13 protein-coding genes are annotated in these 12,344 nt (G+C 71.6%); 7 read left to right on the plus strand and 6 right to left on the minus strand.

Features of this window, described 5'->3' with window-relative positions; translation table 11 throughout:
* Positions 1-3 precede the first annotated feature (3 nt).
* The 3 genes from DSM26151_RS02380 to DSM26151_RS02390 all read left to right on the plus strand — a co-directional run bounded on the left by DSM26151_RS02380 (position 4) and on the right by DSM26151_RS02390 (position 2,994).
* The gene (locus tag DSM26151_RS02380; protein ID WP_234660827.1) at positions 4-1,674 is read left to right on the plus strand and encodes a PucR family transcriptional regulator; all 1,671 of its coding nucleotides are present in this window, start codon (positions 4-6) and stop codon (positions 1,672-1,674) included.
* A gap of 104 nt (positions 1,675-1,778) precedes the next feature.
* Entirely contained in the window at positions 1,779-2,234 is a 456-nt protein-coding gene (locus DSM26151_RS02385; RefSeq protein WP_234660828.1) for a VOC family protein, read from the plus strand.
* A gap of 10 nt (positions 2,235-2,244) precedes the next feature.
* Positions 2,245-2,994 carry a winged helix-turn-helix transcriptional regulator gene (locus tag DSM26151_RS02390; RefSeq protein ID WP_234660829.1) on the plus strand — a complete coding sequence of 250 codons (750 nt, stop codon included), beginning with the start codon at positions 2,245-2,247 and terminating at the stop codon, positions 2,992-2,994.
* A 34-nt stretch (positions 2,995-3,028) separates the two neighbouring features.
* On the opposite strand, the gene DSM26151_RS02395 is transcribed toward DSM26151_RS02390, so the two are convergent.
* Positions 3,029-3,538 carry a DUF6326 family protein gene (locus DSM26151_RS02395; protein ID WP_234660830.1) on the minus strand — a complete coding sequence of 170 codons (510 nt, stop codon included), beginning with the start codon at positions 3,536-3,538 and terminating at the stop codon, positions 3,029-3,031.
* A 132-nt stretch (positions 3,539-3,670) separates the two neighbouring features.
* On the opposite strand from DSM26151_RS02395, the gene DSM26151_RS02400 reads away from it, so the two are divergent.
* Positions 3,671-4,321 (plus strand): TetR/AcrR family transcriptional regulator, encoded by a 651-nt coding sequence (locus tag DSM26151_RS02400; protein ID WP_234660831.1) that lies wholly within the window; start codon positions 3,671-3,673, stop codon positions 4,319-4,321.
* A gap of 89 nt (positions 4,322-4,410) precedes the next feature.
* Positions 4,411-4,872, plus strand: a complete 462-nt coding sequence (locus tag DSM26151_RS02405) for a hypothetical protein (protein WP_234660832.1) — start codon at positions 4,411-4,413, stop codon at positions 4,870-4,872.
* A 3-nt stretch (positions 4,873-4,875) separates the two neighbouring features.
* On the opposite strand, the gene DSM26151_RS02410 is transcribed toward DSM26151_RS02405, so the two are convergent.
* A complete protein-coding gene (locus DSM26151_RS02410) occupies positions 4,876-5,532 on the minus strand; it encodes a hypothetical protein (protein WP_234660833.1) in 657 nt (218 codons plus the stop codon).
* A 44-nt stretch (positions 5,533-5,576) separates the two neighbouring features.
* The gene (locus DSM26151_RS02415) at positions 5,577-6,725 is read right to left on the minus strand and encodes a DmpA family aminopeptidase (RefSeq protein WP_234660834.1); all 1,149 of its coding nucleotides are present in this window, start codon (positions 6,723-6,725) and stop codon (positions 5,577-5,579) included.
* Between the two features lie 151 nt (positions 6,726-6,876).
* Between DSM26151_RS02415 and DSM26151_RS02420 the strand changes: the two genes are divergently transcribed.
* A complete protein-coding gene (locus DSM26151_RS02420; protein ID WP_234660835.1) occupies positions 6,877-8,373 on the plus strand; it encodes an APC family permease in 1,497 nt (498 codons plus the stop codon).
* A gap of 16 nt (positions 8,374-8,389) precedes the next feature.
* Entirely contained in the window at positions 8,390-8,983 is a 594-nt protein-coding gene (locus tag DSM26151_RS02425; protein WP_234660836.1) for a TetR/AcrR family transcriptional regulator, read from the plus strand.
* Positions 8,984-9,092: 109 nt separating this feature from the next.
* Here the strand turns inward: DSM26151_RS02425 and DSM26151_RS02430 are convergent, their stop codons facing one another.
* The 3 genes from DSM26151_RS02430 to DSM26151_RS02440 are packed head-to-tail and all read right to left on the minus strand — an operon-like array spanning position 9,093 to position 12,340.
* Positions 9,093-10,469: an NAD-dependent succinate-semialdehyde dehydrogenase gene (locus tag DSM26151_RS02430; RefSeq protein WP_234660837.1), complete on the minus strand. Its 1,377-nt coding sequence runs from the start codon at positions 10,467-10,469 to the stop codon at positions 9,093-9,095.
* A 27-nt stretch (positions 10,470-10,496) separates the two neighbouring features.
* Positions 10,497-10,895, minus strand: coding sequence for a cupin domain-containing protein (locus DSM26151_RS02435; RefSeq protein ID WP_234660838.1), 399 nt, complete (start codon positions 10,893-10,895; stop codon positions 10,497-10,499).
* Positions 10,892-12,340, minus strand: a complete 1,449-nt coding sequence (locus tag DSM26151_RS02440) for an NAD(P)/FAD-dependent oxidoreductase (RefSeq protein WP_234660839.1) — start codon at positions 12,338-12,340, stop codon at positions 10,892-10,894. Before DSM26151_RS02440 ends, DSM26151_RS02435 begins: the two co-directional genes overlap by 4 nt.
* Positions 12,341-12,344: the final 4 nt, after the last annotated feature.

Below are 12,344 nucleotides of genomic sequence, written 5' to 3' on the forward strand. Positions count from 1 at the left end.
ACGATGCCAGAGCGTCGCGAAGACGAAGCGGATCGAACGGATCGTCCGGGTGCGGACGGCGCCCTGCCGAGCGTGCGCGAGATCCTCGCGCTCGACGCGGTCTCCGAGGGCGTGCCCGAGGTGCTCGTGGGGGAGGCGGCGCTGGATGCGCGCGTGCGCTGGGTCCACGTGTCCGACAGCGCGGGGGTCGCGAGGCTCCTCGACGGCGGCGAACTGCTGCTGTCGACGGGGTCGGGGTGGCCGACCGAGCCCGACGAGCTCAGGCAGTTCATCGGCGGCCTGGTCGCTGCGGGCGTCTCGGGGCTCGTGCTCGAGCTCGGCACCCACTACCGGTACGTGCCCGCGGTCGTGCACCGCTCGGCCGCCGAGCACGGGCTCGCGCTCATCGCGCTGCACCGGGAGGTGAAGTTCGTCGGGCTCACGCAGGCCGTGCACCGGCGCATCATCTCCGAGCAGACGGCGGCGCTGCATGCGCGCGACGAGGTGCGCGAGCGGTTCACGGTGCTGACGTTGCGGGGTGCGCCGGCCGACTACATCGTGCAGCAGCTCGCGCAGACCCTCGACGCGTCGATCGTGCTCGAGAACCTGGCCCACGAGGTGGTCGCGGCCGAGTTGCCGCCCCAGGTCGAGGAGGAGGTGCTCGCGGGGTGGCAGCTGCGCTCGCGCGACGCGCACCGGCGGGCCGCGCGCGGCGCGGCCGGCGGGGTCGACGACTGGCTGATCGTGCCGGTCGAGGCACGCGGCATCCGCTGGGGGCACCTGGTCGCCCTGCCCGGGCCGGCGCACCCCGCGGGGCGGGTCGGCGTGCTCGAGCAGGGCGCGATCGCGCTCGCGCTGGGGCGGCTCGCCGACGGCGACGACGACGCCTGGGCGCGCGTCGCGAGGCAGCGCCTGGTCGATCACCTGCTCGGCGGGCGGTTCGCGGCGGCGGGCGGCGCGGTCGCGCGTCTCGAGGCGACGGGCCTGCCGGTCCACGGCGCCGACCTGTACGGGGTGGTCGTGACGGGGCGGGCTGCCGACGGCGATGCGGATGCCGCGGCGCGGACGCTCGGCGGGCGCGCGCTGGACGGCAGGCCCGCCAGGCACGGTTCGCCGGCATCGGCCCGGGTGGTCCTGCTGTCGCTCCCGGCGGGGACGGGCTTCGACGACGACGCTGCACGTGCGTTCGCGCTCTCGCTCGCCGGTGTCGGGGATGCCGGGCCGACGGCCCGGTCGGCGACGGATGCCGCGGGCGTGGCCGTGTCGATCGGGGCCGTCGCGCGCGATCTCGATGGGCTGCTCGTGTCGGTGCAGGAGGCGTCGGACCTGGCCCGGACGCCCGTGCCGCGCCAGGCTCGGGGGCCGGTGGTCCGCCGCTCGCACGATCGGCCGCTCGTGCGCCTCGTGACGGCGCTGCGCGACGACCACCGGCTGCAGGAGCTCGGCGAGTCGATGCTCGCGCCGCTGATCGAGCACGACCTGTCGCGCGGCGGCGACCTGCTGGACGTGCTCGGGGCGATGCTCGCGCACCCGGGCAACCGCACGGCGGCCGCGCAGGCGAGTCACCTCTCGCGTTCGGTGTTCTACCAGCGGCTCGCGCTCATCGGCGACCTGCTCGGCGCCGACCTGGATGACGGCGAGACGCTCGCGGCCCTGCACCTGGCGTTGCTCGTGCGGCGCAGCGGGGCGCGGTGACGCGTCGGCGAGTCATCCGCTACTTGCTATTGACAAGTTCACTTGCAAAGTGCAAGCTGGACGCGTCGACCGAACGGCCGGCGCATCCATACCAGGGGGAGACCATGACCACCAGCATCTTCGTCAACCTGCCGACCACCGACCTCGACCGCTCCAAGGCGTTCTACGAGGCCCTCGGCTACGCCATCAACCCGATGTTCACCGACGAGAACGCCGCCTGCGTCGTGCTCGACGAGAACGTCTACTTCATGGTGCTCACGCGCGACTACCTCGGCACGTTCACCGACAAGCAGATCATCGACCCGAAGTCGCAGGCGCAGGCGCTCATCGCGCTCACGTGCGACTCGCGCGAGGCCGTCGACGCGATCGTCGCCACCGGGCTCGCGGCGGGCGGGTCCGAGCCGCGCCCGGCCAACGACCTCGGCTTCATGTACACGCGCGACCTCGAAGACCCCGACGGCAACATCCTCGAGTTCCTGTTCATGGAGGCCGCGGCCGTCGAGCAGGGGCCGGAGGCATTCCTCGCCGAACAGGGCGGGTCGGCGCCGGCCGGCGCCTGACGGCCATCCCGTGGGAACGCGCGCCCCGCGCGGGTTCGGCGAGTACGGCGGCATCGCCCGCGCGCTCGAACGCGTCGGCGAACGGTGGGCACTGCTCATCGTGCGCGACCTGCTCGTCGGCCCGCGCCGGTACAGCGACCTGAAGGCGTCGCTGCCGCGCATCCCGACGAACATCCTCAGCGACCGGCTGCGGGAGCTCCAGGAGGCCGGCGTGCTGCGCCGGGTCCCGAGCGTCCGCGGCGGCTACGAACTGACCGCCCTCGGCCGCGGGCTCGAACCCGTCGTCCTCGCGCTCGAATCCTGGGGCTGGTCGGTGCTCGGCGACGCCGCAGACGAGGAGCGCACGGGCCACGAGGCGCTCGCGGTCGCGCTGCGGGCCGCATTCAGGGCGGATGCCGCGGCGAACCTGCCGGCGACCGAGTACGTGCTGCACGTCGGGCGCGCCTCGGTCGCGGCGCAGGTGGACGGCCGGCGGCTCGAGGTCGTCCCGGTCGGGCCGGACGCGGTGCCGACACCGCGCCCGTCCGGGGCGAGCGGCCCGTCCGGCGTTCCCGGTGTTCCCGGCGTTCCCGGCGGCACGGGCGGTCTCGCGTCGGTCGAGTTCGCGCTCGAACCCGCGGAGCTTCGCGACCTCGTCGCGGGGCGGGCGGATGCCGCGCGCATCCCCGTGCTCGCCGGTGACGCCGACGGGGTCGCGCGGTTCGCGGAGACGTTCCGCATCGACCCCGTCGAATCCGACGCACCACGCTCCGTCGCGTAGCGGTGCGAGGTCGGTGCGTCGGAAGCGGCGCGGCTCACCCTCCCGTTCGATGGTCCTGCTCGATGCGGACCGCCGCAGGGTCGGCCCCGTCGGCCGGGCCCGCCGTCGGAGCGGTCCGGGGCCAGGTCCATGCGGCGTGCAGGATGAAGACGAGGAGCAGTACCTCGATCCCGATCGAGAGGGCGTAGAAGGGCGCCCAGGCCCAGGCCTCCCCGGCCGCGTTGAACACCGAGTACGGGATGTAGAGCAGGGCGACGACGAGGTTCGCGACGCGGTTCACCCGGGCGGGCAGCGTCATGGACAGCATCACCATCAGGATCGGGATGGCCACGGAGGCGGTGAACACGGTCAACAGCGTCGGGCTGATCTGGAACTCGAAGACGATGCCGACCAGGATGTCATCGATCGCGCCGGGCTTGTACAGCTGGAAGTAGTCGACGTAGATGTACAGGAACATGAAGCTCGCCCACGTGGCAGCGAGCTTGGCCTTGACCGGCATCCGCTGGTCTTCCAGTGCGGGGGTGGGGTGGTGCGGTGTACTCATCAGGCACTCCGTCGTCGGTGAGGTCGGCGGGTCCGCGTGTGTCGAGCACCAGCAGGACTGCGGAGCCGCCACCTTACGGTTGTAAGGTTGGGGCCGATGCTAGCCTTACGACCGTAAGGAGTCAATGGCGGCATGAATGCGCGAGCAGTACTCAGCAGGGAACGAATCGTCCGAGCGGCGGCGACGGTCGCCGATCGCGGCGGCATCGGCGCGGTGAGCATGCGCTCCGTCGCGGCCGAACTCGGGGTCGAGGCGATGTCGCTCTACCACCACGTGGCGAACAAGAACGCCCTCCTCGACTCGCTCGCCGACTGGGCGTTCGAACAGATCGTCGCTCCCGAGGTCGACGCCCCCTGGCGGCCGGCGATGGTCGAACGGGCGCGATCCGCACGATCGGTGCTGGTGCGGCATCCGTGGGCCATCGGCATGATCGAGGCGCGCCCGCGACCCGGTACGCCGCTGCTCCGGCACTTCGACCGGGTCCTCGGATGCCTCGTGAACTCCGGCTTCTCAGCCGCACTCGCCACCCACGCGTTCTCGGCGCTCGACGCCTACACGTACGGGTTCGCCCTCACCGAGTCGACCCTGCCCTTCACTCCGGCAGACGGAGCGGAGCAGTCCTTCGCCGAGGAGGTCGCGCCGAGTCCGGACGAGTACCCGCACCTCGTGCGGACGCTCGGCGAACTCATGGGCAGCGGCACCTACTCGTTCGCCGACGAGTTCGACGTCGGACTCGACCTCATCCTCGACGGTTTCGAGCAGCGCCTCACGCAGGCGTCATGACCGCCTGACCCGGCCCGCTCGCAGCACGATTCGGCAACGCTTCCGCGGCAGTCCTTGAGCACCGGGCGACATCGGGCGATCCTCGGCACATGGCGACCTCGGGGCGACGGCGGCGCGCGGCCGGTTCCACGGTGATCGGCGGTCTCGGCATCGCGCTGACGACCGGCTGCGTGGGCGTCAACCTCACCGCGTGCCCGGCCATCGGGTACCTCCAGAGCCTCGAGATCGTGCTCGCCGGTCCCGGCGCCGACGAGGTCGAGCGGCTCGTCCTGTGCGGCGATCGCGGATGCTCGGTACCGGGCGTCGACGCCACCCCGGTGCCCCCGACCGGGCCGCTCTGGGTCGCGAACGAGCTTCCCGGCGACCGGTGGCGGGTCGACCTCGACCTCGACGCGCCCGAACGCATCAGCATCGAACTGCTGGATGCCGCCGGCAACACGCTCGATCGAGAGGACTTCGACCTCGAATGGGTGCGCGTCGGCGGGTCGGAGCGCTGCGGCGGACCGATGCACACGGACCCGATCGAGATCGAGGTGCCCGCGGCCCGGTGAGCGTCACTCCTCGGACGCGAGGATCCGCACCGTCCGGGTGCCGGCGGAACGGGTGGAGAGCACGATCGCGACGACGCCCAGGAACACCGCGGCGATGGTCCGCACCAGGCTGTCGAGGCCCACGAGCACGGTCGCGACCCGGAGATCGGGCGACCCGGCGTCGAATGCGAAGACGAGGTACTGGAGGACTGCCGGCACGATCACGGCCCCGAGCGCCCAGCATGGAGCCCAGTTCCACGGCGGGGGCAGGACGTGGGCGCGACCGATCCGGACGCACGCGATCGCGGCCAACGCCGCGGTCAGCACCGTGTCGGAGATGCTCACGAGCATCTGCTCGGCCGCAGACATCGACTCGAGCGGCAGCAGGTCGAGGAGGATCCCGTCCGCGAAGGTCCACACGGCGAGCAGCGAGAGCGCGGCCGTGCCGAGCGGGCGGCGCGCGGTGACGCTTCCGGCGCCGCGGAAGCCGAACGCGAAGACGAGCAGGGCGATCGAGAACAGCGCCGGCCCCGCGAACCCGGATCCGGGAACGCCCCACAGTGCGGGAGCCGCGACCGACCCGACGACGGTCGATGCGAGCAGCAACCCGCCGCCGAGGACCCAGGCGCGGCGCGCGTTCGTGGTGGTCGTCGCGTCGTCACGGGATCGGAAGTCGCTCACGACGGGAGTGTACCGGCCGCCTCACCGCGGCCCGGTCGCGCGCGTCAGCTCGTCGCGAACGCCGCGCAGACCTCGTGGTGCGGGAGCGCGACGTTCGCGTGGCCGTCGCGGCCGACCATGTCGCGCGCGGCGACGAGCACGTTCGCGACGGCCTCCTCGGTCGCCTGGACGACGGCCTCGAAGAACGGGTCGATGCGGCCCCACGGCACGAACTCGGCCGATTCGTACGGCTGGTCGCCGACCGGCGTGACCGGCATGCTCGACGTGAACGCGCCCGCGTTCGCGGTCGAGCAAGCCAGGAAGATGTCGCCCGAGAAGTGGCTGCCGCTCGTGCCGGTGCGCGCCAGGCCCAGGGGCACGCGGCGGGCGAGGGCCTCGCACTGGCCCGGGAGCAGCGGGGCGTCGGTGATCACGATGCCGATGACGCTGCCCGACCCGCCCCGCACGCGCGCTCGTTCGCCGTCACGCACGAACCACGCGGCATCCTCGTAGGGGTTCGGCGCCGCCGACTCGCGACCGAGCGGCCGGCCGGCGAGGCGCAGTTCGTTCCGGCTGCCGAAGTTCGCCTGGAGGAACACGCCGACGGTGTGCTCGCGCTCGCCGTAGACGACGACGCGCGATGCGGTGCCCGACCCGCCCTTGAAGCCGTAGCAGTTCATGCCGGTCCCGCCGCCGACGTTGCCCTCGGTCACCGGGCCGGTCGCGGCCGACTCGATCGCGGCGATCGCGTGCTCGGGGCGCACGTGGCGGGCGTTGATCTGGTTCAGGTAGCCGTCCCACGTCTCGCCGACGACGGGGAGCAGCCATTCGGCGGCGAGTTCCGGGTGGGCGGCCTGGGTCCATTCGTCGATGCCCGCGTGCACGGCGCCGACCGCGTGGCTGTTCGTGATGCCGATCGGCAGGGTCAGCGACCCGGACTCCTCGATCCAGCTCCGGCCGGTCAGTTCGCCGTTCCCGTTGAGCGAGTGGATGCCGGCGGCGCAGGGCACGCCGACGCCCTCGCGCCCCCTGGGCAGGATGGCCGTCACCCCGGTCCGTGCGACCGACGCCTCGCCGGGGGCGCCGTCGACGATCGTGGTGTACCCGACCTGGACTCCGGGGACGTCGGTGATCGCATTCCAGCGACCGGGGGTGCCGTCGAACGGGACGCCGAGGTCGCGCGCTCGCTGGGCCGCAGGTGGCGTGGTCGTCATCTTCGACTCCAATGTTTTCGAACGAGCGTTCAGATTTTGCTCATGCCCCAGAATACATGCTTGACAGGGCCTTGCTTCCAGTCTTGAATGCATGTTCAGACCACTCGAGACCCCGATCCCGAGCATCGATGCACGGCGAGGAGAACCTGCAATGACGCAACAGACTCACGACACGATCCCGCCCGGCGGGCCGGGCGCGCCGACATCCGAGCCCCCGGGATCGGGTGCCGGACAGCTCGCCCGCGGCCGGCTGCGGGTGTGGGACATCGTCTTCTTCGTCGTCTCGGCGGCCGCACCGCTGACGGTCGTGGCGAGCGCCGCGCCGACCACGTTGCGCCTCGGCGGAATCGGTGCGGCCGGTGCCATCCTGGTCTGCGGCGTCGTCCTGATCCTCTTCGCGGTCGGCTTCACCGCGATGTCGCGTCACGTCCGCAACACCGGAGCGTTCTACGCGTACGCCTCGAGGGGCCTCGGCAAGCCCGCAGGCATCGGCACCGCCCTCGTGACCGTCTTCGCGTACATCGCGCTCTCCATCAGCTTCTACGGCTTCCTCGGGTTCTTCGCCTCGCTGACGTTCACGAGCCTGTTCGGGCTCGACCTGCCCTGGCCGATCTGGTCGCTCGTGGCCGCCGGCTTCGTGGCGTTCCTCGGGTACCGCAAGGTCGACGTCGGCGCGAAGGTGCTCGCGGTGCTCCTGACGGCCGAGGTCGGCATCCTGCTCGTGCTCTCGATCGCGGTGCTGATCGGCGGCGGTCCCGAGCCCTGGAGCGCGGCGCCGTTCGCCCCCGAGCACGTGTTCCTCGCGCCCGGTGTCGCGGTCCTGTTCGTGATCGGTTTCGGTGCCTACATCGGCTTCGAGGGCACAGCGATCTACTCCGAGGAGGCCAAGGACCCGGCACGCACCGTTCCGATCGCCACCTACATCGCCGTCGGCTTCCTCGCCGTGTTCTACGCGTTCACGTTCTGGGTGCTCACCGTCGCGTTCGGCGCCCAGGGCGTGCTCGAGCTGGCAGCGACCGACGACTTCACCGAGATGATGTTCATCGCGGGCGACCAGTACCTGGGTGCCTGGACCGCGACGGTGCTCCAGATCCTCGTCGTGACGAGCTTCTTCGCCTGCCTGCTCGCGTTCCACAACGCGTCGAGCCGGTACGTGTTCTCGCTCTCGCGCGAGCGACTCCTCCCCGCGCCGCTGGCGCGCACCCACCCGACGAGCCGCGCACCCTATGTGGCCAGCACCCTCCTCGCCGGCATCGCGGTCGTGGCGATCCTGATCGCGTGGGCGGCGGGAGCCGACCCGATCCTCCAGCTCGGCATCTGGGCCTACGGGACCGGTGTCGCGGGCCTCGTGTTCGCGCAGTCGGTCGCGGCGATCGCCGTGATCGGGTTCTTCGCGCGAGACCGACGCGGCCACGGCCTGTTCCGCGTCGTCATCGCGCCGGTGCTCGGCGCGGCGGGCCTGATCACGGGCTTCCTGCTGATCGTGTTCAACTTCGAGTTCGTGACCGGACTGGACCCGGTCGCGAACCTGATCCTCCTCCTGCCCACGCCGATCCTGTTCATCGTCGGTATCGTGTGGGGACTGGTGATCAGGCGCCGTGACCCGCGGCAGTACGAGCGGCTCGCGGAACCGATCGAAGCGGAGTGACCGAGGAAGGCCGCACGTGAAGCAGTCCACCCGGCACGCGCAGCGCCGCGACGAACTCGTCGCGGCGCTGCGCCGCGTCGCCGGCAGGCGAGGCATCCTGCAGGCGAACGTGCGCGCGGTCGCGGCCGAGGCGGAGGTCAGCGCAGGCAGCGTCCTGTACTACTTCCCGACCTTCGACGACCTGCTGCTCGCCGCCGTCGACGGGGTGGTCGAGGAGTTCTACGAGCGGCGCCGACGCATCGCCGACGCGATCGCCGACCCGCGCGAACGGCTCAGGGCGATGATCGAGGCCGGTGTGCCCGACGAGATCAGCGACGACCTGCGGATCGTGTACGAGAGCATCGCGTTGCTGCCCGAGCGGCCGCAGTTGGGTCCGTCGCATCGACTCATCGTCGAACGGCAGGTCATGCTCTACCGCACCGCGATCGAGATCGGTGTGGGTGTCGGCGCGTTCCGCCCGCGGATGCAGGTCGACGCGATCGCCCGCAACATCGTCGCGCTCGAGGACGCGTACGACCTGTACCCGCTGCTGGGGCTCGCTCGCGACCGGGCGGTGGTCCGCCAGGCGGTACTCGACTACGCCGGACTCGCCCTCGACGTCGAGCTCTGACGGCAGCGGATGCCGCGGCGCGGCGGAAGCAGGTTCCGGCAGCGAACCACGGGCGATGCCCGGTTCGACGGCCGGAACCTGCTTCCGGGGTGCGGATGCCGCGGCGCGGTCAGCGCGCGACGAAGGAGAGTCGCTTGTTCGAGAACTCGCCGATGCCGACCGGGCCCATCTCGCGGCCGAAGCCGGAGCGCTTGACGCCGCCGAAGGGCAGCTCGGCGGCCTCGGCGGCGATGGTGTTCACGTGCGTCATGCCGACCTCGAGCTTCGAGGCGATGCGCGCGGCGCGGGCCTCGTCGGTGGAGAACACCGACCCGCCGAGTCCGAGCGCGCAGTCGTTGGCGACCTCGAGGGCCTCCTCGTCGCTGTGCACGCGGAACACGGTCGCGACCGGCCCGAAGATCTCCTCGCGGTACGACTCGGAGTCGCGCGGCACGCCGGTCAGCACGGCCGGCGAGTAGTGGGCGCCCGGGCCATCGGAGAGCACGCCGCCGGCCTCGAGGGTCGCGCCCTCGGCGATCGCCTGCTGCACCTGGGCGTGCACGGTCTCCGCGGCCGCGCGGCTCGACAGCGGCGCGAACTGGCCGTCGCCCAGGTCGAGTTGGTCGCCCGGCTCGAGACCGGCGGCGAGCTCCTTCAGCGCAGCGACGAACTCGTCGTAGATCTCGTCCATGACGATCATCCGCTTGTTCGAGTTGCACACCTGGCCGCCGTTGTAGACGCGGAAGTCCCACGCCTCCTTCGCGACGGCGGCGACGTCGTCGGCGTCGAGCACGACCATCGGGTCGATGCCGCCGAGCTCGAGCACGCACTTCTTCAGGTGCCGGCCGGCCTGCTCGCCGATGATGGCGCCCGCCCGCTCGGAGCCGGTGAGCGAGACGCCCTGCACGCGCGGGTCGGCGATCATCGTCGCGATCTGGTCGTGCGTGGCGAACACGTTCCGGTAGCCGCCCACCGGCACGCCGGCCTCGAGCATGATCGCCTCGATGGCGAGCGCGGAGCGCGCGCAGATGTCGGCGTGCTTGAGGATGATGGTGTTGCCGAGCACGAGGTTCGGGGCCGCGAAGCGGGCGACCTGGTAGTACGGGAAGTTCCACGGCATGACGCCGAGCAGCGCGCCGACCGGCAGGTGCTCGATGATCGCCTTGCCGGGGATCGTCGACGGGATCTCGTGGTCGGTGATCAGGCTCGGCCCGTGCACGCCGTAGTAGTCGATGATCGACCGGGCGAACTCGACCTCGTCGAGCGATTCGGCGATCGACTTGCCCATCTCGACGGCGATGATCCGGGCGAGCTCGTCGCGTCGCTCGTCGAACAGTTCGGCCACGCGGCGCACGACCGCGGCACGCTCCTGCACGCTGCGGTCGCGCCACTCGCGGAATGCGGCATCCGCTGCCGCGAGCGTCTCATCGATCTCGGCGTCGGTGGCGACCTCGAAGGTCTCGATGATCTCGCCCGTGGCGGGGTTCTGCACGCGGTACTTCGACATTCCTGCTCTCTCCTTCTGCGTCGCGCCTCAGCGCGCGATGAACACCTTGCGGATGGGTTCGCGAACCGTCCAGATCGTTCGCATTCCGGCCTCCAACCGTACGACGGAGCCGGGGGCCAGTTCGATCGGCGCGGCCGGCCCGCCGCTCGAGGGCACGTGCTCGAACTCAACGGTCGCGGATCCCGCGAGCACCACGAAGACCTCGTCGACCTCGACGTCGCGCATGGCGCCGACCGACATCTCCCAGACGCCGATCTCACCGGGCTCCGATTCGTCGAGCGGCACGTACCCCGTGGTCGGGGTGCCTGCGACGACCTGGTCGGCGGGCACGGGTTCGTGCTCGAGCGCGAGCCCCGCGGCATCCGTCACCGCACCGGCGGCGAGCCGGAGCACGTCGGCGAGACCCTCGCCCTGCGTGCCGCTCACGAGTCGAACCCGAGGCCGAGCGCGTCGAGCGTCTTCAGCAGCACGTTGCGCCGCCCGCCGTTGTGGTCGGCCCGGTCGAGCGACCAGCGCGTGGCGTTGATGCCGAGGGATGCCGCGGGCTCGGGCGGGAACGGCAGCGGCCGGGTCTTCACCATCTTCAGGCGCGTGCGCTCGGTGTCGCGCCCGGCGAGCAGGTCGAGCATCGTCTCGGCCATGAACCGGGTCGAGGCGACGCCGAGTCCGGTGAAGCCCGACGCGTAGGCGACGCGGCCGTCGCGCGCGAGGCCCGTGAACGCGGTGAACTGCGTGGAGGTGTCGATCGCGCCCGCCCACTGGTGGGTGAAGCGCAGCCCCTCGAGCTGCGGGTAGGTCGTGAAGAAGTGGCTCGCGAGCTTGCGGAAGCTCTCGGGGCGGTCCTCGTACTCGTCGCGGATGCGCCCGCCGAAGTGGTAGATCGCGTCGTAGCCGCCGTAGAGGATGCGCCCGTCGCGGGTCATGCGCGAGTAGTGGAACTGGTTGGCCATGTCGCCGATGCCCTGGCGGTTGGCCCAGCCGATCGATGCGCGCTGCTCGTCGGTCAGCGGCTCGGTCATGAGCACGTAGTCGTAGACGGGCACCGTCATGAGCCGGTTGCGCTTGAGCAGGGCCGGGAACACGTTGGTCGCGAGCACCGCGCGGGTCGCGTCGACGCGGCCGCGATCGGTGACGACCTGCACCGCGCCGGTCGATCCGGGGGTGTCCAGGCGCGTGACGGGCGAGTCCTCGAAGATCTCGACGCCGGCCTCCTCGGCGACGCGCGCGAGTTCGGCCGCGAGCTTGGCCGGGTGCAGGATGGCGCTCGTGCGCGTGTTCCAGATCGCGCCGAGGTAGGTGGGGGAGTCGACCTCGGCGCGGACCTGGTGCTCGTCGAGCAGCTTGACGGTGTCGTCGCCGCGGGATGCCGCGTCGGCTGCGGCCTCGTGCAGCCACTCGACCTGGTGCGGTTCGATCGCGACGTCGAGGGCGCCGTTGCGCTCGAACTCGAAGTCGATGCCGAGTTCGGCCTCGGATGCCTCGATCGCGTCGAGGTTCGCGAGCCCGAGCCGGTCGAGCTCGTCGATCTCGTCGGGCCAGCGGCTCAGGCCGTTCTCGCGGCCGTGCGTGAGGCTGGCCTCGCAGAAGCCGCCGTTGCGGCCTGACGCCGCCCAGCCGATGCGCTTGGCTTCGATGAGCACGACGTGCAGGTCGGGGTTCGCGCGCTTGGCGAGCACCGCGGTCCAGAGGCCGGTGTAGCCGCCGCCGACGACGGCGAGGTCGGCGCTGCGCGTGCCCTCGAGGCGCGGCCGCGGCCGCTTCGCCTCGTCGGCCAGGTCGTCGATCCAGAACACGCTGCGTCGCGTGCCCTCGAGGCTGCGGTCGATGACGGATGCCGCGGGGGTGCGGCGTTCGAAGACGGTCGTTCCCATGGTG

It is taken from the genome of Agromyces marinus, assembly GCF_021442325.1.
Lineage (GTDB): Bacteria > Actinomycetota > Actinomycetes > Actinomycetales > Microbacteriaceae > Agromyces > Agromyces marinus.

Coding starts and splice junctions, on each gene's coding strand:
- DSM26151_RS02380 (WP_234660827.1), top strand. CDS start 4: ATGCCAGAGCGTCGCGAAGACGAAGCGGATCGAACGGATCGTCCGGGT.
- DSM26151_RS02385 (WP_234660828.1), top strand. CDS start 1,779: ATGACCACCAGCATCTTCGTCAACCTGCCGACCACCGACCTCGACCGC.
- DSM26151_RS02395 (WP_234660830.1), bottom strand. CDS start 3,538: ATGAGTACACCGCACCACCCCACCCCCGCACTGGAAGACCAGCGGATG.
- DSM26151_RS02400 (WP_234660831.1), top strand. CDS start 3,671: ATGAATGCGCGAGCAGTACTCAGCAGGGAACGAATCGTCCGAGCGGCG.
- DSM26151_RS02405 (WP_234660832.1), top strand. CDS start 4,411: ATGGCGACCTCGGGGCGACGGCGGCGCGCGGCCGGTTCCACGGTGATC.
- DSM26151_RS02415 (WP_234660834.1), bottom strand. CDS start 6,725: ATGACGACCACGCCACCTGCGGCCCAGCGAGCGCGCGACCTCGGCGTC.
- DSM26151_RS02420 (WP_234660835.1), top strand. CDS start 6,877: ATGACGCAACAGACTCACGACACGATCCCGCCCGGCGGGCCGGGCGCG.
- DSM26151_RS02430 (WP_234660837.1), bottom strand. CDS start 10,469: ATGTCGAAGTACCGCGTGCAGAACCCCGCCACGGGCGAGATCATCGAG.
- DSM26151_RS02440 (WP_234660839.1), bottom strand. CDS start 12,340: ATGGGAACGACCGTCTTCGAACGCCGCACCCCCGCGGCATCCGTCATC.